The 22153-nt window shown below is 68.7% G+C and carries 22 protein-coding genes; 11 read left to right on the top strand and 11 right to left on the bottom strand.

The window, feature by feature from the left end; translation table 11 throughout:
* Positions 1-137: 137 nt before the first annotated feature.
* Positions 138-1901, bottom strand: coding sequence for a biotin carboxylase N-terminal domain-containing protein (locus tag E3T19_RS17420; protein WP_088455258.1), 1764 nt, complete (start codon positions 1899-1901; stop codon positions 138-140).
* Between the two features lie 102 nt (positions 1902-2003).
* On the bottom strand, positions 2004-2663 hold the full coding sequence (locus E3T19_RS17425; RefSeq protein ID WP_088455259.1) for a nucleoside triphosphate pyrophosphatase: 660 nt from the start codon (positions 2661-2663) through the stop codon (positions 2004-2006).
* Positions 2664-2704: 41 nt separating this feature from the next.
* Here E3T19_RS17425 and E3T19_RS17430 point away from each other — a divergent pair, with 41 nt between their 5' ends.
* From E3T19_RS17430 to E3T19_RS17445, 4 genes are read left to right on the top strand one after another with little or no spacing between them, the layout of a single operon-like run.
* Positions 2705-4018 carry a class I SAM-dependent RNA methyltransferase gene (locus E3T19_RS17430; protein ID WP_134409456.1) on the top strand — a complete coding sequence of 438 codons (1314 nt, stop codon included), beginning with the start codon at positions 2705-2707 and terminating at the stop codon, positions 4016-4018.
* A gap of 31 nt (positions 4019-4049) precedes the next feature.
* Entirely contained in the window at positions 4050-4757 is a 708-nt protein-coding gene (locus tag E3T19_RS17435) for a response regulator transcription factor (protein WP_088455261.1), read from the top strand.
* On the top strand, positions 4744-6051 hold the full coding sequence (locus tag E3T19_RS17440; RefSeq protein WP_241980335.1) for a sensor histidine kinase: 1308 nt from the start codon (positions 4744-4746) through the stop codon (positions 6049-6051). The genes E3T19_RS17435 and E3T19_RS17440 overlap by 14 nt, the downstream gene beginning before the upstream one ends.
* Positions 6048-7109 carry a hypothetical protein gene (locus E3T19_RS17445; protein WP_134409457.1) on the top strand — a complete coding sequence of 354 codons (1062 nt, stop codon included), beginning with the start codon at positions 6048-6050 and terminating at the stop codon, positions 7107-7109. Before E3T19_RS17440 ends, E3T19_RS17445 begins: the two co-directional genes overlap by 4 nt.
* Positions 7110-7336: 227 nt before the next feature.
* On the opposite strand, the gene E3T19_RS17450 is transcribed toward E3T19_RS17445, so the two are convergent.
* Together E3T19_RS17450 and E3T19_RS17455 are read right to left on the bottom strand one after the other, a co-directional pair.
* Positions 7337-7576: an acyl-CoA carboxylase epsilon subunit gene (locus E3T19_RS17450; protein WP_088455263.1), complete on the bottom strand. Its 240-nt coding sequence runs from the start codon at positions 7574-7576 to the stop codon at positions 7337-7339.
* 11 nt (positions 7577-7587) lie between these two features.
* Positions 7588-9123, bottom strand: a complete 1536-nt coding sequence (locus E3T19_RS17455) for an acyl-CoA carboxylase subunit beta (protein WP_088457865.1) — start codon at positions 9121-9123, stop codon at positions 7588-7590.
* Between the two features lie 185 nt (positions 9124-9308).
* On the opposite strand from E3T19_RS17455, the gene E3T19_RS17460 reads away from it, so the two are divergent.
* Complete coding sequence (locus E3T19_RS17460; RefSeq protein ID WP_134409458.1) at positions 9309-10142, top strand: biotin--[acetyl-CoA-carboxylase] ligase; 834 nt, start codon at positions 9309-9311, stop codon at positions 10140-10142.
* 21 nt (positions 10143-10163) lie between these two features.
* On the top strand, positions 10164-10721 hold the full coding sequence (locus E3T19_RS17465) for a PH domain-containing protein (RefSeq protein ID WP_240632371.1): 558 nt from the start codon (positions 10164-10166) through the stop codon (positions 10719-10721).
* Here the strand turns inward: E3T19_RS17465 and E3T19_RS17470 are convergent.
* Positions 10680-11246 (bottom strand): GtrA family protein, encoded by a 567-nt coding sequence (locus E3T19_RS17470; protein ID WP_088455265.1) that lies wholly within the window; start codon positions 11244-11246, stop codon positions 10680-10682. The two genes, E3T19_RS17465 and E3T19_RS17470, sit on opposite strands and share 42 nt — an antisense overlap.
* A gap of 139 nt (positions 11247-11385) precedes the next feature.
* Here E3T19_RS17470 and E3T19_RS17475 point away from each other — a divergent pair, with 139 nt between their 5' ends.
* The 3 genes from E3T19_RS17475 to E3T19_RS17485 all read left to right on the top strand — a co-directional run bounded on the left by E3T19_RS17475 (position 11386) and on the right by E3T19_RS17485 (position 14437).
* Positions 11386-12522, top strand: a complete 1137-nt coding sequence (locus E3T19_RS17475) for a 5-(carboxyamino)imidazole ribonucleotide synthase (protein WP_088455266.1) — start codon at positions 11386-11388, stop codon at positions 12520-12522.
* 86 nt (positions 12523-12608) lie between these two features.
* Complete coding sequence (gene purE, locus E3T19_RS17480) at positions 12609-13076, top strand: 5-(carboxyamino)imidazole ribonucleotide mutase (protein ID WP_088457867.1); 468 nt, start codon at positions 12609-12611, stop codon at positions 13074-13076.
* Positions 13073-14437 (top strand): LCP family protein, encoded by a 1365-nt coding sequence (locus E3T19_RS17485; protein WP_088455267.1) that lies wholly within the window; start codon positions 13073-13075, stop codon positions 14435-14437. The genes purE and E3T19_RS17485 overlap by 4 nt, the downstream gene beginning before the upstream one ends.
* 29 nt (positions 14438-14466) lie before the next feature.
* Here E3T19_RS17485 and E3T19_RS17490 read toward each other — a convergent pair whose 3' ends face one another.
* The 3 genes from E3T19_RS17490 to rfbB are packed head-to-tail and all read right to left on the bottom strand — an operon-like array spanning position 14467 to position 17460.
* Complete coding sequence (locus E3T19_RS17490; protein ID WP_088455268.1) at positions 14467-15612, bottom strand: glycosyltransferase family 1 protein; 1146 nt, start codon at positions 15610-15612, stop codon at positions 14467-14469.
* On the bottom strand, positions 15609-16463 hold the full coding sequence (gene rfbD / locus E3T19_RS17495) for a dTDP-4-dehydrorhamnose reductase (protein WP_088455269.1): 855 nt from the start codon (positions 16461-16463) through the stop codon (positions 15609-15611). Before rfbD ends, E3T19_RS17490 begins: the two co-directional genes overlap by 4 nt.
* Positions 16464-16473: 10 nt before the next feature.
* Entirely contained in the window at positions 16474-17460 is a 987-nt protein-coding gene (rfbB, locus tag E3T19_RS17500) for a dTDP-glucose 4,6-dehydratase (protein ID WP_088455270.1), read from the bottom strand.
* A 76-nt stretch (positions 17461-17536) separates the two neighbouring features.
* Here rfbB and E3T19_RS17505 point away from each other — a divergent pair, with 76 nt between their 5' ends.
* Together E3T19_RS17505 and rfbA are read left to right on the top strand one after the other, a co-directional pair.
* On the top strand, positions 17537-18145 hold the full coding sequence (locus E3T19_RS17505; RefSeq protein ID WP_088455271.1) for a dTDP-4-dehydrorhamnose 3,5-epimerase family protein: 609 nt from the start codon (positions 17537-17539) through the stop codon (positions 18143-18145).
* 3 nt (positions 18146-18148) lie between these two features.
* The gene (rfbA, locus tag E3T19_RS17510) at positions 18149-19015 is read left to right on the top strand and encodes a glucose-1-phosphate thymidylyltransferase RfbA (protein WP_088455272.1); all 867 of its coding nucleotides are present in this window, start codon (positions 18149-18151) and stop codon (positions 19013-19015) included.
* A gap of 90 nt (positions 19016-19105) precedes the next feature.
* Here the strand turns inward: rfbA and E3T19_RS17515 are convergent, their stop codons facing one another.
* The 3 genes from E3T19_RS17515 to E3T19_RS17525 are packed head-to-tail and all read right to left on the bottom strand — an operon-like array spanning position 19106 to position 22015.
* A complete protein-coding gene (locus E3T19_RS17515; RefSeq protein WP_134409459.1) occupies positions 19106-20074 on the bottom strand; it encodes an NAD-dependent epimerase/dehydratase family protein in 969 nt (322 codons plus the stop codon).
* On the bottom strand, positions 20071-21087 hold the full coding sequence (locus E3T19_RS17520; RefSeq protein ID WP_241980336.1) for a glycosyltransferase: 1017 nt from the start codon (positions 21085-21087) through the stop codon (positions 20071-20073). The genes E3T19_RS17515 and E3T19_RS17520 overlap by 4 nt, the downstream gene beginning before the upstream one ends.
* Before the next feature lie 40 nt (positions 21088-21127).
* Positions 21128-22015 carry a glycosyltransferase family A protein gene (locus tag E3T19_RS17525; RefSeq protein WP_134409460.1) on the bottom strand — a complete coding sequence of 296 codons (888 nt, stop codon included), beginning with the start codon at positions 22013-22015 and terminating at the stop codon, positions 21128-21130.
* Between the last annotated feature and the right edge of the window lie 138 nt (positions 22016-22153).

Here is a 22153-nt window from a genome sequence, read left to right on the forward strand (position 1 = left end):
ACCGACGACGAACCTCACGCGGAAACCCAACACGACCACCCATAACCAACACCTCAATCAATCAGGTGTTGCAACGACCCCCTGAACCCAAGGGGCGCAGGTGTCCGGTTCGGGCACAGTTGCGCAGCTGGGGGGTGTCAGCCGACGGTCATGAGCAGATGGCCTGAGGAGACCGTCGAGCCGACAGCGGCGCCGATGACCCCGACCACGCCGTCCTTGTGCGCGGTGAGCGGCTGTTCCATCTTCATGGCCTCCAGCACCAGCAGCAGGTCGCCCTTGACGACGGTGTCGCCCTCCGTGACGAGGATCTTCACGATGGTGGCCTGCATGGGCGCCTTGACGGCATCGCCCGTTGCGGTGTTCACCGAGTGAGCGGCGGTCCGACGGCGCGGGGCCGGCCCGGCGGTCTTCTCCGACGCGGTACCGGGCAGCAGCTTGCTGGGCAGGCTCACCTCGATGCGGCGGCCGTCCACCTCGACGACCACGCTGTGCCGGGCGTCGGAGCGCGGACGGTCCTCGACGGTGCCGCTCCAGGGGGCAATGGTGTTCTCGAACTCGGTCTCGATCCAGCGGGTGTAGATCGAGAACGGGGCGCCGTCGGCGGGGGCGAAGGCCGGGTCGCGCACGATCATGCGGTGGAACGGCAGCACTGTGGGCAGGCCGGCCACCTCGAACTCGTCGAGGGCGCGGCGGGCGCGTTCCAGGGCCTGTTCCCGGGTGGCGCCGGTGACGATGAGCTTGGCCAGCAGCGAGTCGAACGAGCCGGAGATCTCGTCGCCGGACTGCACGCCGCTGTCGACGCGCACACCGGGGCCGCCGGCGGCCTTGAACACGTGCACCGGGCCGGGGGCGGGCATGAAGCCGCGGCCGGCGTCCTCACCGTTGATGCGGAACTCGAACGAGTGGCCGACGGCGATGGGGTCGTCGTAGTCCAAGGTGCCGCCCTCGGCGAGCCGGAACTGCTCACGGACCAGGTCGATGCCGGTGACCTCCTCAGAGACCGGGTGTTCCACCTGCAGGCGGGTGTTCACCTCGAGGAAGGAGACCGTGCCGTCCTGGCCGATCAGGAACTCGCAGGTGCCGGCGCCGACGTAACCGACCTCCCGGAGGATGGCCTTGGACGCCCGGTACATCTCGGTCGTCTGCGCCTCGGTGAGGAACGGTGCCGGCGCCTCTTCGACGAGCTTCTGGTGGCGGCGCTGGAGGGAGCAGTCGCGGGTGGAGATCACGACGACGTTGCCGTGGGCATCCGCGAGGCACTGGGTCTCGACGTGCCGGGGCTTGTCGAGGTACTTCTCCACGAAGCACTCACCGCGGCCGAAGGCCGTGACGGCCTCACGCACGGCGGAGTCGAACAGTTCCGGTACCTCGTCGCGGGTGCGGGCGACCTTCAGGCCGCGGCCGCCGCCGCCGAAGGCCGCCTTGATGGCCACGGGCAGGCCGTGCTGGTCGACGAAGTCGAGAACTTCGGATGCATCGGCGACGGGGTTCAGGGTGCCGGGCGCCATCGGCGCGTGCACCTTCTCGGCGATGTGCCTGGCGGACACCTTGTCGCCGAGCTGCTCGATGGCCTCCGGGGACGGGCCGATCCAGATCAGGCCGGCGTCCAGGACGGCGCGGGCGAAGGCGGCGTTCTCGGCGAGGAAGCCGTAGCCGGGGTGCACGGCGTCGGCGCCGGAGCGGCGGGCGATGGAGAGGATCTTCTCGATGACGAGGTAGGTCTCGGCGCTGGAGGTGCCGTCGAGCCCGTAGGCCTCGTCGGCGAGACGGGCGTGCAGGGCGTCCCGGTCCTGGTCGGCGTATACGGCCACCGAGAGGATGCCGCTGTCCTTTGCCGCTCGGATCACTCTGACGGCGATCTCGCCCCGGTTGGCGATGAGGACCTTCGTTATACGCGACATAGGTACTGAGCCTATTGGTCCGAACCCCCGCAATTTTGGTTCTTTCCCACAAAAACCGCGGCAAGAACACTGCGTGGGGCTACAAAGGCCCCGAAAGAACGGTCAGTCCGGTAGGGCCGAAGTGCCCGTATTCCACAGGCTCGGCCAGTCATAGCCCAACCGGAGCACCAATCTGCGCAGGGTCGGCAACGACAGTCCGACGACCGTGGACGGGTCGCCCTCGATGCGGCTGATGTACGGCGCGCCGAGGCTGTCGATGGTGAAAGCGCCCGCGACAAAGAGCGGTTCACCGGTATTGATGTAGGCGTCGAGCTCCGAATCGGTGAGGTCGTCGGCGAATGTCACGTCGGCGACGGCGACGGCACCGACGGCACGACCGGGCCGACCGTCGATGTGCTCGATCAGCCAGTGGCCGGAATAGAGCTGCCCGGTGCGTCCGCGCTGGGTGTGCCAGCGCTCCCTGGCACGCTCGCTGGTGTGCGGCTTGCCGTAGATCACACCGTCGAGGACGAAGACCGAGTCCCCGCCGAGGATCAGCCCGTCGATGCCCCGCTCGGCACCGACGGCCGCGACGGCCTGGGCCTTCGCCCGCGCCAGCAGCTCGACCACATGGTGCGGAGTCAGGGGCTCGCCCAGGCGTTCAGCCTCGGCCGCCGCGACGGCATCCTCGTCGACATCGGGCGAAATGGTGACGGGTTCGATGCCCGCCGCGCGCAGCAGCGCCAGCCGGGCGGGGGAGGTGGAGGCGAGGTAGAGGCGCATGGAACCCTTCAGGCGGCAGGCAGATGTGGGATGCTCATTCAATGGGCACCAACACTAATCGTCAGGCAAGTCAGAGCACTCCAGAGGGCGAGATCGGCACCGAACTCGACCTCGATATCACCAACGTAGCCCACGGCGGCATCTTCGTTGCCCGGCACGAGGGCCGTGTGGTCTTCGTCAGCGACACCCTCCCGGGTGAACGGGTGCGCGTCAGGCTCACCGACGCGAACAAGAAGAGCTTCTGGCGGGCCGAGACCGTCGAGGTCCTGGACGCGGCCCCCGAACGTCAGCCGCACATCTGGGCCGCAGCGGCCATCGACCGGGACCCTGCCGACCGTGCCGGCGGCGCCGAATTCGGCCACATCGAACTGGGCCACCAGCGCGAGCTCAAGCGCCAGGTCCTCACCGATGCACTGCACCGGATGGCCGGACTCGACAGCGATGTCACCGTCGAGGCCGTGCCGGTGGCAGCGGATGCTTCGCCGGGCGACGCCATGGACGGCACCGGCTGGCGCACCCGGGTGCGCCTGCATGTCACGGAGACCGGCATCGTCGGCCCGTACGCCGCCCGCTCGCACCGGGTGATCCCCGTCGACGACCTGCCGCTGGCCGTACACGCCCTCGAAATGGCCGCGCCGCTGGACAAGCTGTTCGCCGGCGCCGCATCCGTCGACGTCGTCGCCCCCAGCGTCGGTGAAGTGCAGATCCTGGTCGCCGAGCAGGACGCCAAGGGCCGCCGGCGCCGCACCGCGCCCAAACCGATCACCGAGCGGGTCGGCGACCGTGAGTTCCGGCTTGACGCCGCCGGTTTCTGGCAGGTGCACGCGCGTGCCGCGGAGACCCTGTTCGCCGCCGTGCAGGACGCCATCGACCCGGACCTGTTCGACCCCAAGGCCGCCAACCTCGACCTGTACGGCGGTGTGGGGCTGCTCGCCGCCGCCGTCGCCGACAGGTTCGGTTCCGACGTGCGCATCACCTCGGTGGAGAGCGACGCCCAGGCCACCGAGAACGCCGGCGCTAACCTCGCCGAGTGGGTCGGCGCCACCGCGCAGACCGGCAGGGTGGACACATTCCTGACCGGACTCACCCGCGACGCCGACGCTGCCGAACGGGCCCGTCTGCAGGCAGCCACCGTGGTGCTCGACCCGCCGCGATCCGGCGCCGGCGGCGAAGTCGTCGACACCCTGGCGTTCCTCGCGCCGGCCCAGGTGGTCTACGTCGCCTGCGATCCGGTGGCCCTGGCCCGCGACGTCGCCCTCTTCGCCGGGCTCGGGTACACGCTGCGGAGCCTGCGCGCCTTCGACCTGTTCCCCAACACCCACCACGTCGAAGCCGTCGCCCTGCTCACCAGATAGCTAGTCTTAGCACCAAGAACGAAGACGAGAGATGACAACCGTGACCGAGCCTGACACCGCGACCGACCTGGCCGACCGCCCCGTACGCGTGGGCATCGCCGACGACCATGAGTCGGTGCGGCTGGGCCTCAAGGCCGCCTGTGAGAACACCGGCTTCGAGGTGGTCTTCGAGGCCGCGACGGTACGCGAACTCGTCGACGGCATCGCCGGTCGCCCGGTGGATGTGATCGTGCTCGACCTGTCCCTCGGCGACGGGTCCCTCGTCACCGACAACGTGCACCTGGCCCGCGGTACCGGCGCGTCGGTGTTGGTGCACAGCATCGCCGACAGGGTCGCCCTGGTCCGTGAGGGCCTGGCCGCCGGCGCTGCCGGCGTCATCCCCAAGTCGTCGCCGACGACCACGGTGATGGCCGCCGTCGCCTCCGTGGCCCGCGGTGACGTGCTCAACAACCTCGAGTGGGCCACCGCCATCGACGCCGACCGGGACTTCGCCAAGGCCCAACTGGGCCGCCGTGAACGCGACGTGCTGCACCTCTACGCCTCCGGCCTGCCGCTGAAGATGGTGGCGATGCAGCTGGGCATCGCCCACTCCACGGCCCGGGAGTACCTCGACCGCATCCGCGTGAAGTACGTCGAGGTGGGCCGCCCGGCGCCCACGAAGGTCGACCTGTTACGCAGGGCCGTGGAAGACGGCATCCTGCCGGGTCTCGACCTGGAAGGCGGGGATGGGCGCTCCTAGTCCGGCCGAGGTCGTGCCGGTCCGGTCGTTCAGGCTGTCGCCGCGCCGTGTCGCACCCGACCAGCTCGGTGCCGACCTCCTCAACGAATCCAAGCAGCCGCGCAAGCCCATCAGTCGCGCGCAGATCGAGCGGGTGGTCTCGCGGGCCGCCGGCGGCGTGGGCCTGATCTTCGCCCTGCAGACCTATCCGGCGATGCTCGGCCAGCTGGACAGCCTCAAGCCCGGTCTCGGGGTGGCGCTCAGTATCGCGATCTTCGGCGGCCTGGGCGTGGCAATCATCGCCACGCTGGTGAAGAAGTACGTCAGAGTCACCAGCGGCGTGTTCGCGGGGGTGTACCTCGTCGCCCTGATCGGCTGGCCGGCGATGCTGAATACCCCGGAGGGCACCCTCGAGGGCAAGCCTTGGCTCTGGTATCTCTGCACCGTCGCGACCGGTTTCGCCGCCGTCTCGTTCTCCAAGTGGTGGGCGATGACCTACACCTTCCTGGCTCCGATCGCCTACGGCATCGTGCGGGTGCTGCCCGCAGGCGGCGGCGCCGATCCGATGCTCGGCGCCCTCGACGCCGTCTACGCGATCCTGCTCGGCCAAGTGATTCTGATCATCATCACGATGCTGCGCCAGGCCACCGCCGGGGTCGACATCGCGCAGACCAACGCGCTGTCCACGTACTCCGCCGCCGTGCGCCAGCACGCCACCGAGGTGGAACGGGTGCAGGTGGACTCTCTCGTGCACGACAGTGTCCTCGCCGCCCTGTTGTCCGCCGCCGCAGCCGGTACGCCGAAGGCGGCCGAGCTGGCTGCCACGATGGCGGAGGACGCCATCGCCCGGCTCACCGAGGCCGGTTCGCTTCCCGCAACCGACGACAGCCTGGTCCTGTTCAGCACCCTCAAGGAACGCATCCGCAAGATCGCGGACCGGTTCGACGAGCCGATCGAGTTCATCGACTGCGATGCCGAGAGGCTCAGCCTGCCCGCGCACGCGGGCGAGGCCCTCTACGCCGCCAGCGCCCAGGCGATCGTGAACAGCATCCAGCACGCCGGTGTCCCCGGCGACCCGGTGACGAGGTCGGTGCGGATGAACTCCAATCTGCTGGGCGGCTGCGTCATCGAGATCGCCGACTCCGGTGTCGGGTTCGACCCCGCCACCGTGCCCAGCGAACGCCTGGGCCTGCGGATCTCGATCCGGGAGCGGGTCGCGAAGGCCGGCGGCGTCGTCCAGGTGAACAGCAGCCCCGGCCGGGGCACGTCGATCCTGATCGAGTGGCCGCTGAGTGAGCGCGGTGGCCGCGCATGATCTCCGTCCCCCGAGGGCTGATCATCTCCCTGGCCGCCCTGTTCTCGACCTATCACGTGATCCTGGCCCTCTACTCGCTGGATGTGCCGGCGTCGCCGGTACCCGCGCTGATCGCGATCCTGCTCTACGCCGCGGCCACCGTGGCGAGCCTATGGCCGACCAGTCCGGCCCGGATGTCGCACTGGTTGGGGTTCTTCAACGTGGCCGTGTGCATCGCGGTTCCTTTGCTCGTGGGCAGCCAGTTGGACGGGTCCGTGCCCGACAACGGCTACGCCACCTGGTACGTGGCCGCCGTCGGCACCCTGATGACCATCACGGCCACGCGCAGGCGGGCGACCCTCGCCTGGGTCGGGGTGGGCTTCCTCGTCGCTCACACCGTCGTCTGGGCCGGTGCGGGCTCCCTCGCGTCGATGGGCGTCATCGGCAGCGCCGTGTGGGTGTTCGTGGCCGTGACGCTGGCCAGGGCGCTGGCCAAGGCGGGCCGGGACGCGCGGCAGTACGGCCTCGCCGAACGGGAGGCCACCGAGTGGCAGGCGGCGCAGGAAGCGCACCTGTACGAGCGTCAGGTGCGCCTGGCCCAGACCATCCGGTTGGCGGCGCCGATGCTGCGCCGCATCATCCAGGAACGCGGCACGCTCAGCGACGGGCAGCGTCTGGAGTGCCGGCACCTGGAGGCCGCGATCCGTGACGAGATCCGCGGGCGCCGGCTGCTCAACGACGCCGTACGCCGTGAGGTGATGGCGGCGCGGCGGCGCGGCGCCATCGTCACCCTGCTCGACGAGGGTGGCATCGACGACCTGGCCGGCACCGATCTGGAGGTCGTGCTGAACACTCTGGCCGACGCCATGGCCGCCACGACGGCGTCCACGATCATCGCCAGGACGGCGGCCGACGGCTCGGGGACCGCCATCACCGTGGTGGGCATCAACAGCCCTGACCCGCGGCTGAGCGCCCTCGGCCAGGACTCGCCCGACGAAGAAGTGGACCTGTGGTTGGAGATCCCGCGGGCCGTGCACGCGCCGGGCGCCTCGGCCGGCCAGCCGACCCGCCGGCACTGACCGGGCATGCGAAAGGGGACCCACCCGGGGGTGGATCCCCTTCCGACATTTCCGTGTCAGGGCGACAACCCGAATGTCGCCTAGACGCGCCCCCAACACATTCGCCTGCTTACCCTAGTCGGCGAATGATTGGTCGTGTTGCCCGAGAGCAACACCCAGCAATACCAATAATGCCGACCCGGTGATCCGCTGAAAAGTCGTCATTTAGGGGGACAACAGAGTGCGGCTCAGGCCGTGAAGCCCCGCCAGCGCTCGTCGCCCCGCGGCAGCGGCGCCCTGATGGCCCGCTGGCTGTCCTGCCAGGGGCTCGCGGGGCCGTTCGGCGTGGCCCGCAGGTTGTCCGACTCGGCGCGCAGCAGGGCCCGCAGGACGGCGGTCACCGCGGCGGCCTCCTGTTCGGAGACCCCCGTCGTGACGAAGGTGAGCTCGGCCGGGTCGAAGCCGGCGCGGTTCTCTGAGACTGTCATGGCAGCGCCGCCTACAGCGGGATGTTCCCGTGCTTCTTGGCGGGCAGGCTGGCGCGCTTGGTGCGCAGCGCCCGCAACGCCTTGACGACGGACACCCGCGTCGCGGACGGTTCGATGATCCCGTCGAGCTCGCCGCGTTCGGCGGCGAGGAACGGGCTGGCCACGTTGTAGGTGTACTCGTTGGCGAGCCGGCTGCGGACGGCAGCGACATCCTCGTTGGCCGCTTCGGCCTTCTTGATCTCGGAACGGTAGAGGATGTTCACGGCGCCCTGGCCGCCCATGACCGCGATCTCCGCGGTCGGCCAGGCCAGGTTGATGTCGGCGCCGAGCTGCTTGGAGCCCATCACGATGTAGGCGCCGCCGTAGGCCTTGCGCAGGATCACGGTGACCAGCGGCACCGTGGCCTCCGCGTACGCGTAGAGCAGCTTCGCGCCTCGACGGATCACGCCGGTCCATTCCTGGTCGGTGCCTGGCAGGAAGCCGGGAACGTCGACGAGGGTGAGGATCGGGATCGAGAACGCGTCGCAGAACCTGACGAACCTGGCGGCCTTCTCGCCGGCCTGGATGTTGAGGGTGCCGGCCATCGCGTTGGGCTGGTTGGCGACGATGCCGACGCTGCGGCCCTCGATGCGGGCGAAGCCCACCACGATGTTGGGCGCGAACAACGGCTGGGTCTCGAGGAAGTCGCCGTGGTCGACGATGTGCTCGATGACGGTCTTCACGTCGTACGGCTGGTTGGGCGAATCGGGGATCAGCGTGTTGAGCTTGAGGTCGGAATCCGTGGTCTCGAGTTCGACCTCGCTGTCGAAGACGGGTAGCTCGGCGAGGTTGTTGTCCGGCAGGAAGCCGAGCAGGGTGCGCGCGTAATCGAGGGCGTCGGACTCGTCACTGGCCAGGTAGTGCGCCACACCGGAGATGGTGTTGTGGGTCAGCGCGCCGCCAAGTTCCTCCATGCCCACGTCTTCGCCGGTGACGGTCTTGATCACGTCGGGGCCGGTGACGAACATCTGGCTGGTCTTGTCGACCATGATCACGAAGTCGGTCAGGGCGGGGGAGTACACGGCGCCGCCGGCCGCCGGGCCGCAGATGATCGAGATCTGCGGGATCACGCCGGATGCGGCGGTGTTGCGGCGGAAGATCTCGCCGTACTTGCCCAGGGCCACGACACCCTCCTGGATGCGCGCTCCACCGGAGTCGAGGATGCCGATGATGGGCACCCCGGTCTTGAGAGCCAGGTCCATCACCTTGATGATCTTCTCGCCGGCCACCTCGCCGAGCGAACCGCCGAAGATCGTGAAGTCCTGCGAGTACACGGCCACCTGACGGCCGTGGATGGTGCCGGTTCCGGTGACGACGGAGTCGCCGTACGGGCGCTTCTTCTCCATGCCGAACGCGACGGTGCGGTGCCGCACGAATTCGTCGAGTTCGACGAACGAGCCCGGATCCAGCAGCTCGGCCACCCGTTCGCGGGCGGTCATCTTGCCCTTGGCGTGCTGCTTCTCGATGGCGGCCTCGCCGCTCGCGGTCACGGCTTCGTGGTAGCGCATCTTGAGGTCGGCGAGCTTGCCAGCCGTCGTGTACAGGTCGGGTCCGGTCGGGTTCTCAGTCACGCCGTTCACTCTACCGGCCTCACCCCGCACCGCCCCCAGAGCGTGTCGGCCCGGTGCCCCACCAAACCTGGGCAGAATTGCAGGAGTTATGATCCCCGCGGGGTGTGAGAAGAGGCGTCAGCATGGAATTTCCGATCAGCCGCGGCATCGGGGCACGGTTCGAGTACCTCGACGAGGCCGGCTCCACCAACGATGTGCTGGTGACCCGGGCCACGGGCCCTGATTCGTCGGCCTGGCCCGACCTGTCGGTCATCGTCACCGACAACCAGACCAGCGGCCGCGGACGGCTCGGCCGCACCTGGCTGGCGCCCAGCGGCAAATCGCTGGCCATCTCGGTGCTGCTGCGACCACGGCTGGAGAGCGGCCGGCTGCCGCCGAACCGGTACGGCTGGTTTCCCCTGCTCGCCGGCGCGGCCATGACCCAGGCCGTGCGTTCGGTCGTGCAGGCCGCGGCGCCGCCGCCCGGCGACGAGGAGGCACCCCGGCACGAGGTGACGCTGAAGTGGCCCAACGACGTGCTCATCGACGGCTACAAGGTCTCCGGCATCCTTTCGGAGCTGTTGCCGGATGCCAGCGGCCTGTGCATCGGCACCGGACTGAACCTGAGCCTGGACGAGCACGACCTGCCCACCCTCACGTCCACCTCGCTGATGCTCGTCACCGGTAGCATCCCGAACGCCGACGAGGTGCTCGCCGCGTACCTCGACGCGCTGCGGAGCCTCACCGCGAACTTCCTCGCCGCCGGTGCGGATCCCGTGGCCAGCGGCCTGCACGCCGAGGTGTCCGCCCTGTGCGGCACCCTGGGCGCCGCGGTGCGCGTCGAACTGCCCGGTGGGCAGGACCTGGTGGGCACCGCCGTCGGGCTGGACGGGGACGGCCGGCTGATCGTGGAAGACCAGACGAACGGCGAACTACAGGCCGTCGCCGCGGGGGACGTGACCCATCTGCGGTACTGAATCTGAGGTATTAATGGGTATATGACCAACCCAGCGCAAGTGATGCCCGGCGTGCCGACGACGGCGCCAGAGGTGGTCATCGCCCGGCTCCGCTCGCACGCCAGGGCGCTGTTCTGGCCCACCCTGTTCCTGATCGGCGCGTGCGGCGTGACCGGCTACTACTCCGGAAGCCTGGCCGAGCCGTGGCAGAACGTGATGCTCCTGGTCGGCGCCGGCCTGGTCGTCGTGCTGCTCTGGTTGTTGCCGCTGGTGTCCTGGCTCACCCGGCGGTACACGGTGACCAGCCGCCGGATCATCTTCGTGCACGGCATCTTCGTGCACGAGCGGCAGGAACTGCTGCACAGCAGGGGCTACGACGTCACCGTGCGCAAGAACTGGCTGCAGTCGCTGTTTCGGTCCGGGACGGTGCGGATCAATTCGGGGCTGGAACAGCCGTTGTCGCTGCGGGACGTGCCGGACGCCGACCTCGTGCAGCAGGTGCTGCAGGACCTGATGGAGCAGTCACAGAGCGTGATGGCCTCGCGCCGGCAGGAGCAGTCAGCGCTCGGTGACGAATTCGGCCTCCGCGCGGGACTGTAGCCGCAGCGCTGCCGTGCTGGTGGTCACCGGACCGGTGGCCGCCGTGCCGGTGGGCACCGCAGTGGCGTCCCGGCGGGACGGTGAGAAGACCCAGTACCTGTACAGGGTGAAGCGGAAGACGGCTCCGAGCAGCAGGCCGATCACGTTCGAGGAGATGTTGTCGGCGATGACGCTGGTGTACCCGAGAACGTAGTGGCTCACCCACAGGCAGGCCAGCCCGATTCCCATACCGACGAGGCTGACCGCGAAGAACTCCAGGCCCTCACGCAGGGTCTGTGACCGGCGGTCCTTCGAAAAGGTCCAGTACCGGTTGCCGACCCAGTTGGCCAGGATGGCGAGGACCGTCGAGACGACCTTCGCCCAGATCGGGCCGGAGGCGAGGGCCTCTGGGGAGAAGACGGTGGCCCGCAGCAGATTGAACACTGTGATGTCCACCGCGAAGCCGACGAGTCCGACCATGCCGAACTTCGCGAGCTGGGTCGCGAACGCCAGCACCCGGTACCTGCTGAAGGTTGTTCTCGACATGCATCCGTCCGGCCGATAGGTGAAAATGGAACGTGTAGCGAGAAAACGCGCTTCTCTCGCAGTCTACGTCCCGGCATATTCCTCATCCTGGGAGTTCCCGGCCCCTCGGATGAACGGTCGCACAGAAATTGGTGAACAAATGAGAACGATCGTTGGTGTGATCGGCGGAGGCCAATTGGCCCGCATGATGATCCCCGCCGCGGTGAACCTCGGCCTCGACCTCCGGGTCCTGGCCGAGGCCGACGGAATGTCCGCGCACCTCGCCGCGGTGTCGGTGGGGGACTACCGCGACCTGGCCACCGTCCTCGCCTTCGCCGAGACCGTCGACGTGGTGACCTTCGACCACGAACACGTTCCGCAGGTGATCCTCCGCGAACTGGTGAACCGGGGCATCAGCGTGCACCCCGGACCCGACGCGTTGCTCTACGCCCAGGACAAGCTGCTCATGCGGGAACGCCTGACCGAGCTGGGCCTGCCCGTCCCCGACTGGGCGCGGGTGGCCGACGCGGACGCTCTGGCGCAGTTCCTCGCCGATCACGGTGGCCGGGCCGTCGTGAAGACAGCCAGGGGCGGCTACGACGGCAAGGGGGTGCGCGTGGTGTCCCACGCCCACGAGGCCGACGACTGGTTCCTCGCGCTCGCCGAAGACGCCAACGGCGGCGACCTGTTGGTCGAGGAGCTCGTCGACTTCCGCCGCGAACTAGCCCAGGTCGTCGCGCGACGCCCGTCCGGTGAGATCGCGATCTGGCCCGTCGTCGAGACCGTGCAGCAGAACGGCGTCTGCGCCGAGGTCATCGCGCCGGCACCGAAGTCGGCCGGCCGGCTCAGCGCGCTCGCCGCCGACATCGCCGAGCGGGTGGCCGAGGGCATCGGTGTCACCGGGGTGCTCGCCGTGGAACTCTTCGAAACCACCGACGGCCGGTTGCTGGTCAACGAGCTCGCGATGCGGCCGCACAACAGCGGTCACTGGTCGATCGACGGCTCCACCACGAGTCAGTTCGAACAGCACCTGCGAGCAGTGCTCGACCTGCCGCTGGGCGACACGGCGCTCCGGGACCCCTGGTCGGTGATGGTCAACGTCCTCGGCGGCCCCGCCGAGGGAAGCATGGCGGCCCGGTACCCGGCCGCGTTCGCCGAGCAGCCGACGGTCAAGGTGCACAACTACGGCAAGGACCCCCGCCCCGGACGTAAGATCGGCCACGTGACGGCATCCGGGCCCGATCTGGACTCGGTCAGCTACCAGGCGCGTGCCACTGCGGCATATTTTCAGGACTAAAGCCTAAGATCGTCACCGTGCCAGACAACCTCGCGACTCCCGCCCCCGAGTCCGCCCCCTCCTCAGCCGCGCTCGTCGGCGTCGTGATGGGGTCGGACTCCGACTGGAACGTCATGAGCGACGCCGCGGCCATGCTGGCCGAATTCGGTGTCGCCCACGAGGTGCAGGTGGTCTCAGCGCACCGCACGCCGGAAAAGATGATGCGCTACGGCGCCGAAGCCTGGGGCCGCGGCCTCAAGGTGATCATCGCCGGCGCCGGCGGCGCCGCACACCTGCCGGGCATGCTCGCCGCGGTCACCACGCTTCCCGTCGTGGGCGTTCCGGTGCCGCTGGGCCGCCTGGACGGACTGGACTCACTGCTATCGATCGTGCAGATGCCGGCCGGCGTTCCCGTCGCGACGGTCTCGATCGGCGGCGCGCGCAACGCGGCCCTGATCGCCATCAAGATCCTGGCGACGGCGGATGACGCGCTGCGCCTCAAGCTGCAAGGCTACGCCGACCAGCTGGCCGAGCAGGTGGAGCAGAAGAACACGGCCCTGCAAGCGAAACTATGACGAGCGCCAGCAGCCCGATCCGGCACCCGAATTCCGGCTCCAGGCAGGTCATGACCCGCCGGGCCTGGTGGCTCGTGGTCCTCAACATCCTTCTGCCCGGCTCCGCCCAGGTACTCGCGGGAAGCCGCGGCCTCGGCCGGTTCGGACTGCGCGCCAGCCTGAGTCTGCTCGGCCTCGGCGTGATCGCCGGCATCGTCTACGCGCTGAACCCCGAGATCCTGCTCACCGTGGCCACCAACTCGATCGGACTGTGGATCCTCGCCATCGTGATGGTGTTCTACGCCCTGGTCTGGGTGGTCCTGACCTTCGACACCATCCGGTTGACCCGCCTCGTGAAGGCCCGGCCCAAGGCCCGGCCGTTCATCGCCGGACTGGCGACAGTGGTGATGGTCACTGTGGCCGGAACCGCCTCCTACGGCGCCTACGTTGCCACGACGGCCAGCGGGTTCCTGTCGTCGGTGTTCGCGGCCGGCCCGTCGGAGCCGCCGGTCGACGGCCGGTACAACATCATGCTGCTCGGCGGCGACGCCGGTTCCGACCGGTTGGGCATGCGCCCGGACAGCACCTCGGTGGTCAGCATCGACGCCGAGACCGGCAAGGCCGACATCATCGGCATCCCTCGCGACCTCGAGTACGTGCCGTTCCCGGAGGATTCCCCCCTGTACGCCTCGTACCCGGACGGCTACGGCTACGACGGCGTCTGCGACGTGGACGTCTGCCAGCTCAACTCGATCTACACCGAGGTGGAGCTCAAGAGCCCGGAGATGTACCCCAACGCGGTGGCCGAGGGCAGCGAACCCGGCATCGAGGCCATGCGTGACGCCGCCAGCGGCGTCACCGGGCTCACCATCCAGTACTACGTCCTCATCGACATGCAGGGCTTCTCTCAGCTCATCGACGCCCTCGGCGGCGTGGACATCACCGTGGCGGAGCGGCTGCCCATCGGCGGCCAGGAAGACGACCTCAGCGACGTGGAAGGCTGGGTGGAGGCCGGTCCGCAGCACATGGACGGTTTCACCGCCCTGTGGTACGGTCGCGCCAGGCACGGCACCAGCGACTACGACCGGATGTCCCGCCAGCGGGTTCTGCAGGAGGCGATCCTGCAGCAGTTCAACCCGGGCAACGTCCTCACCAAGTTCCAGGGTGTGGCCCAGGCCGGCCAGGAGGTCGTCAAGACCGACGTGCCCCAGGGCATGCTCGGCTACTTCACCCGCCTCGCGGCCAAGACCAAGGAACTCCCGGTGGGCGCCGTCGAACTGGTGCCGGCCAACAACGTGGACCCGACAGACCCCGACTACGACTACATCGCCGGCCTGATCGACGCCGCGCTGAACCCGGTCACGGAGACCCCCGCACCCTGACCCTGAGCCGTTGATCGGGCCCGATGGGCTCAGAGGTCGGCGTGCAACTGCCAGACGCGTTCGGCGGTGTCCCGCCAGCTGAACGCCCTGGCCCTGTCGCCGCCGAAGATGCGCAACCTGTCGGCGAGGGCGGTGTCGCCAAGCACCCGGTCCAGGGCGGCGGCGAGCCGATCGGGGTAGCCGGCCGGGTCGTCACGCTCCACCACGAAGCCCGCGTCGCCGGCGGCCTCGACCAGGGCCGGCGCATCCGAGTGGATCACCGGGGTGCCGAAGTGGAAAGCCTGGATGATCGGCAGGCCGAAGCCCTCCTCGAGGCTGGGGTAGACGAAGACCGACGCCCGCGAGATCACCAGGGCGAGCTGCTGGTCGGTCAGGCCGTCCAGCGCGCGCACCCGGTCGGGGGCGAGGCCGGCCTCGTCGGCCACCGACGCGAGAGTCAGCTCACCCCAGGAATCCGGTCCGACAACAAGCAGCGGCAGCTCCGCGGCGCCCGGACGGCCCAGGGCCGTGATGAGGGCGGTCACGGCGCGGCGCGGTTCCAGGGTGCCGGCGGTGAGGATGTACTCGTCGGGCAGCCCCAGGGCCACGGCCATGGCTTCGGCGGCGGCGGAATTCGTCGGCAGCACCAGGCCGCTGCTGACGGCCCCGCCGATCACCCGCACCCTGTCGCCGAAGTCCATGATCTCGCCGAGCTGGTCGGCGAGGGCGTGGCTGGGCACCACGATGGCGTCGGCGTGCTTGCGGGCGCGTTTGAGCATCAGCTTGGTTCGGGAGACGGTGGTCGGGGTCAACGACTCCGGATGCGTCCAGGCGAGCACGTCGTGCACCGTCACGGCGACCTGGGTCTCGTCCCTGACCCTGTCGTGCCGGTGCAGCGGAGCAAACAGGCCGGGGGCGTGCACGAGGCCGCGGCCGGCCGAGGTCGCCACACCGAGCTGCCAGGCCGCGGCGAGTTCGCGGCGCGCCAGTGCCATCTTGTGCAGGCCCGCCAGGCCGGGCAGGGCGTCGGTGATCTGGTCGTAGTGCTCCGCCGAGGTGGCCGAGACGATGCCTTCGACCGCACAGTCGGTTGGCGCCGTGGCGATCAGCGACCGGGTGAGTTCCTCGGTGTACCGGCCGAGCCCGCCGGGAACGGGCGAGACCATCTGGTCGACGATGACCCGGAGGGTGATCATGACGGGGTGAAAGCGCCGTGGGTCGAGGCGTCCTCGAGGGCCTCGGTCCAGGGCCGCATCGGGGCCAGGCCGGCAGCGGACCAGGCGTCGTGCCCGAGTACCGAGTACGACGGTCGTGGTGCCGGACGCACGAACGTGCGGCCGTCGGTGGGTAGCACCCGGTCAGGGTCCAGGCCCGCGTTGGCGAACACGGCCCTGGCGAACCCGAACCAGTTCGTCTGCCCGGCGTTGGTGCCGTGGTAGATGCCGGCTGGCGCGTCGGCGTCGAGCATCGCCACGATCTGGCGGGCCAGGTCGACGGTCCAGGTGGGTTGGCCGAACTGGTCGGCGACGACGGAGACGGTGTCCCGGCCCGCGGCGAGGGTGAGCATGGTGCGGCCGAAGTTGGGGCCGTGTGCGCCATAGAGCCACGCGGTGCGCACGATGTAGCTGCCGGCGGGATTCTCGGTGAGCACGAACTGTTCACCGGCGGCCTTGGTGCGGCCGTACGCGTTGAGCGGGTCGATCGCGGTGTCTTCGGGGTACGGCGTGCTGCCGGTGCCGTCGAAGACGTAGTCGGTGGAGATCTGCACGAGCTTCGCACCGCTGGCGGCGGCCGCGATCGCGAGGTTGCGCGGGCCGATGGCGTTCACCGCATACGCGGCGGCCTCGTTCTCCTCCGCCGCGTCCACCGCGGTGTACGCGGCGGCGTTGATGATCACGTCGTGGCCGGTGACGGCCTTCTGAACGGCGGCGAGGTCGGTGATGTCCAGCTCGCTGCGGTCCACGGCCGTGACATCACGGTCGGAGAGGGCGTCCTGCAGGTCGCGGCCGAGCATCCCGGCCGCGCCGGCGATCAGATAACGGGTCATGTCAGCAGGCTCAGCTCAACGCCGCGCGGGCCTTGAGGGGTTCCCACCAGGAGCGGTTGTCGCGGTACCACTGCACCACGTCGGCCAGGCCCTTCTCGAAGGGCACCTCGGGGGAGTAGCCGAGTTCGGCCTGGATCTTGGAGATGTCCACGGAGTAGCGCAGGTCGTGGCCGAGACGGTCGGCGACCCGGTCCACGTAGGACCAGTCCTTGCCGGTGGCGTCCAGCAGCAGCTGAGTGAGCTCGACGTTGGTCAGCTCGGTACCGCCGCCGATGTTGTAGATCTCGCCGGCGCGGCCGGAGACCAGCACCATCGCGATGGCGCGGGTGTGGTCGTCCACGTGCAGCCAGTCACGGATGTTGTTGCCCTCGCCGTAGAGGGGAACGTGCAGGTCGTCGATGAGGTTGGTTACGAACAGCGGGATGACCTTCTCGGGGAAGTGGTACGGGCCGTAGTTGTTCGAGCACCGGGTGATCGACACGTTCAGGCCGTGGGTGCGGTGGTAGCTGCGGGCGAGCAGGTCGCTGCCGGCCTTCGACGCGGAGTACGGCGAGTTGGGCTCGAGGGCGCGCTCCTCGTTCCAGGAGCCTTCGGCGATGGAGCCGTAGACCTCGTCGGTGGACACGTGCACGAACCTGGGCAGGTTGTTGCGCAGTGCCGCGTCGAGCAGCTGCTGGGTGCCGAGCACGTTGGTCTCGACGAAGATCGAGGCGTCCCGCACGGAGCGGTCCACGTGGGATTCCGCGGCGAAGTGCACCACGGCGTCGAGGCCCGGGAACAGGGTGTCCAGCAGAGCGCCGTCGCGGATGTCGCCCTCGACGAAGGTGTAGCGGTCGGAATCGGCCACGGGGGCCAGGTTCTCCAGGTTGCCGGAGTAGGTGAGGGCGTCCAGGACGACGACTTCGGCGCCTTCCAGGCCCGGGTAAGCGTCCTGCAGGGTGCGACGAACAAAGTTCGAGCCGATGAACCCGGCTCCGCCGGTGACGAGGATCTTCATATATATACGTGACCATTCCGTTTGCGTAAAGGTGCCTCCGCGATTCTACTGGACACGCCTTGCTAGGCTGGCAAACGTGCAGATTCGTGAACTCTCCGTCCCCGATTCCTACGAGGTGACCCCCAAGCAGTTCGGGGACGACCGGGGAGTCTTCCTCGAGTGGTACCGCTTCGACAAGTTGTCCGAGGCGGTCGGGCACCCGCTGGACCTGCGTCAGGCCAACACCAGCATGTCCAGCCGCGGCGTCGTGCGCGGCATCCACTTCGCAGACATCCCGCCGGGCCAGGCCAAGTACGTCACCGCCACGCACGGTGCGATCATCGACTTCATCGTCGACATCCGGGTCGGTTCGCCCACCTTCGGCCAGTGGGACTCCGTACTGCTGGACGACGTCGACCGTAAGGCCGTCTACATCTCCGAGGGCCTCGGCCACGCTTTCGTCGCCCTGACCGACAAGGCCACCGTGAGCTACCTGGTCTCCTCCACCTACACCGCCGGCGCCGAGCACGGGATCAACCCGCTCGATGACGAGGTCGGCCTGATCTTCCCGTCCTCGGCCGGAGAGCTGCTGCTCTCCCCGAAAGACACCGACGCACCCAGCCTCGCCGAGGCCGCCGCGAGCGGACTGCTGCCCACCTGGGACGCCGCCCGCGCCTACTACCAGTCGCTCAACGAACGGAACTAGACCATGCGCGGAATCATTCTCGCCGGAGGCTCAGGAACCCGCCTCTGGCCGATCACCAAGGGCATCTCCAAGCAGTTGATGCCCATCTACGACAAGCCGATGATCTACTACCCCCTCTCGACGCTGATGATGGCCGGTATCCGCGAGGTGCTCATCATCACCACCCCCGAGTACAACGACCAGTTCAAGGCCCTCCTCGGCGACGGCAGCGAGCTCGGCCTCCGCCTCGAATACGCCGTGCAGCCCTCCCCGGACGGCCTCGCGCAGGCGTTCACCATCGGTGAGGACTTCATCGGCGATGACAGCGTCGCCCTGGTGCTGGGCGACAACATCTTCCACGGCGCCGGCCTGGGCTCGGCGCTCCGCAACAACGCCGACATCGACGGCGCCCTGATCTTCGCGTACCACGTGTCCAACCCCACCTCCTATGGAGTCGTGGAGTTCGACGACGACTTCACCGCCGTGTCGATCGAAGAGAAGCCGACCAAGCCCAAGAGCAACTACGCCGTGCCCGGACTGTACTTCTACGACAACTCCGTCGTCGAGATCGCCAAGTCCATCGAACCCAGCGCCCGCGGCGAGCTGGAGATCTCCACCGTCAACGAGCGCTACCTCAACCAGGGCAACCTGCACGTGCAGGTCCTGGACCGCGGCACCGCCTGGCTGGACACCGGCACCTTCGAATCGATGATGCAGGCCTCCGAATACGTGCGCGTCATCGAAGACCGCCAGGGCCACAAGATCGGCTGCATCGAAGAGATCGCCTGGCGCGCCGGCTGGATCGACGACGCCCAGCTGAGCCGTCTCGCCGCCCCGCTCGCCAAGAGCGGTTACGGCGTCTACCTGAACGGGCTGCTCAAGACCGACTAACAGCCGGCCGAATCACGGCTAAAGGCCCCATGGATGAGTTCCATGGGGCCTTTTGCGGCATCTGGACGGCGACGCCGCCTGGGCGGGGTGTCAGCCGCCGGACTGGATGTGGGCGAGGACGTCGTCCATGGTGGCCTTGATCCCCGCGGGCAGACTGGTCAGCTGCCGCCGGTCCAGGTCGGGCCACACCGTCGAGGTGATACGCAGATCCAGGCCCTGCATCGAGGCCTCGGCCGAGTAGCCCAGCATCACGTTCGGCTGGCCCTTGGCGAGGCTGCGGATCTGGCCGAGCAGGTTGCTGATCGTCACGGCCTGACCCGAGGCGAGGTTCTTGATCACCTCGGTGCGTCCGGTGGCGGCGGTGACCTCGAGCAGCCTGGCGACGCAGTCCACGACGAGTTCGGCGCAGTCACGCACGAAAATGTAGTCCCGCATGGTCTCCAGCGGCACGAAGATCGACGCCGGCTTGGGTGAGAACTGGGCCTTGGCCAGGTGCGAGATCAGGCCCTGCATCTTGCCCAGCTTCTGGCCGGGCCCGTACAGGTTCGCGATCCGGCCGGCGAGCACCGAGACCCCGCTGGCCCGGGAGAAGGCGAACAGGCTCGCCTCGGCGTCGAGCTTGAACCGTCCGTAGCCCGAGATCGGCACCGGTGCGCTGTTTTCGTTGAACGGCGGATGCGCCGAACCGCCGTACACGCCGCCGGCCGAGGACGCGTAGAACACGGCGCCGGCGCCGGAGGTGCCCTGGTGGGCGGCGGCGGTACCGACAGCGTCCAGCACCAGGCGCAGCTGACGCAGTTCCCGATCGATCGCAGCCGGGGGTGTGGAGGTGACGGCGTTTCCGGCCAGCCAGAGCACCGCCCAGTTCGTGCGCTCGGTTGCGGCGGTCTCGAGCAGCCGGGCGGCGGTCGCCGCGGCGGCGGCCGCCAGGGCGTCGTCATCGGCCCACGGCAGCGGTTCTGCGTTCAGCAGCACCCAGCCGGGGCGACGGCTGATCGCGGCGGCCGTGGCGCCGCCGAGCAGGCCGCGGGCCCCGATCACCCAGACGTAGGTGGTCACTTGGCCGCTTTGCGCGTCCGCCCGAGAGGCCCATCCGCCGGGTCGGTCGTGATGAGGTACGGCGGCTTGCCCATGGCCATGTTCACGTTGATGCCGATGTACTCGGCGATGATGCCCAGGGAGAACAGGATGAACCCCGCGCTCAGCAGCACCAGGACGCTCAGCGACGCCCAGCCCTGGATGGCGATGTCGCCGGCGAGGCGCTGGATGAAGATGACGACAGCGAAGATCACACCGATCACGGCAAAGATGACGCCGAGGCCGCTGACGATCCGCAGCCCCCTCGTGCCGGTGGTGAGGATCATGCGCCAGAAGTGCGAGAACAGTCGTCGGGCCGAATAGCCGGAGCTGCGTTCACCTTCCTCGCGCAGTTCGACCGGGGAGGTCGTGACGCGGGAGGCGACCCAGCCGATGGCGACGTCGAGGTAGACCCCGGAGCCGGCGTAGGCGGCGACGCTGCGCCCGATGTTGCCCAGCATCAGCCGGTAGCTCTGGTAGTCGGCGGCCGCGCCGGTGCCGGACAGCTTGGTGAGCAGGTATTTCGCGGTCTTCGAGGCCGCGTTGCGCACGGGGCCGTGCGGGGCCGGGTTGGTCGGCTTGGCGTAGACGACGCTGGCCTGCTCGCGCATGGCGGTGTCGAGCATCCCGCCGATGGCGCGGGGGTCGTGCTGGCCGTCCTCGTCGAGGGTGACGATCCAGTCGCCGCCGGAGGACGCCATGCCGGCGAGGGTCGCCGCGTGCTGGCCGAAGTTCTTGCTCAGCCAGATGCCGCGGGCGAACGGGAACCTGTCGGTGACGCTGCGGATGATCGACGCCGAGTCGTCCGGACCGTGGTCGAAGACCAGCAGGACCTCTTCGACCTGGAAGCTGTAGCCATCAGGGGTGATGCTCAGCCGGGTGAGCGGTTCGATCTCCTCGAGAACGCCGGTGAGGGTACGTTCTCCCTGATAGACGGGGATGACGATCGAGATGCTGTGGTCGGCGACGTCGGGTTCTGCAGAGGGGAGTGTCACGGGTTCAGAACCTATCACACGGGCCGTTTCGTCGGCCGGGTCAGTTGGCTGCGGCATCCGTCGTCACCGCCTTGGACATGCGACGGCCGAGCCAGATGTAGGCGAGCCGGCGCACCTGGGCCATCACCCTGGCGCGGGTGTTGCCGATCCGCCGGTCGGTGCTGGACACGACGTCGGGGCGAGTCTTGGCCATCCAGTTGTGGAAGCCGATAGCCTGCTCGGCCTGCTCGGCGACCAGGCGCACGCTCCACTGGCTGTCGGAGATGCGGAAGCCGGCCAGGCTGCCGGGTACGCCGACGAACTTTCCCTCGAGCAGGACCATCGAATAAGAGGTCTCGTCGATCAGGTACGGCCAGCGCGAATCCCACCAGCCCACCTTCTCCAGAACGCTCCGGCGCATCATCACGCAGCCGGGTTCGCCGAAGATGTTGGTGCCCTGGGTGATGGTCTTCCGCACGGCGACGGCGCCGTCGTGCACACCGATCAGGCCGGCCAGGCCACGGTTCTTCAGCACCGGTGCGCCGTTGGCGTCGACGATGTCACGCGGGGAGGCGGTCAGCACGGCGCCGGGCTCGTTCATGAGCGCGGCAACCTGCTGGGCGACGATGGTGGGGTAGAGCAGGTCGTCGCCGCAGACGAGTTTGATCAGCTCGCCGGTGGCCGCCTGGCTCACTCGGTTCCAGTTGCGCAGCGCCCCGCCGCCACCCTCGGTGTGCAGCAGGGTGACGCGAGGGTCGGCGCTGTAACGCTGCATGACGGCCCAGGTGTCGTCGATGGACGCGTGGTCGGAGACGATCACCTCGAGGTTGGTATACGTCTGGCCGAGCACGCTCTTCATGGTCTCGTCGAGGTAGTCCGCGTTGTTGTAGGCGGGGATGACGATCGAGACGAGTGGAGACTTCGAGGGCACGGCTGCATCAGATGTCATGGTTAAAGTGTTGCTCGTTTCTTCGGAAGAACAGTGCCCTTACGATACCGGGTGGGCCTGAGAGGACCGTGCGTTGCGATTACCCAGCTGCCCTGCGCGACAATGGGTGAGCGGCTCGCTCCGCGGTGGCGCGGAATT

Source organism: Cryobacterium sp. TMT4-31 (assembly GCF_004403385.1).
Taxonomy (GTDB): domain Bacteria; phylum Actinomycetota; class Actinomycetes; order Actinomycetales; family Microbacteriaceae; genus Cryobacterium; species Cryobacterium zongtaii.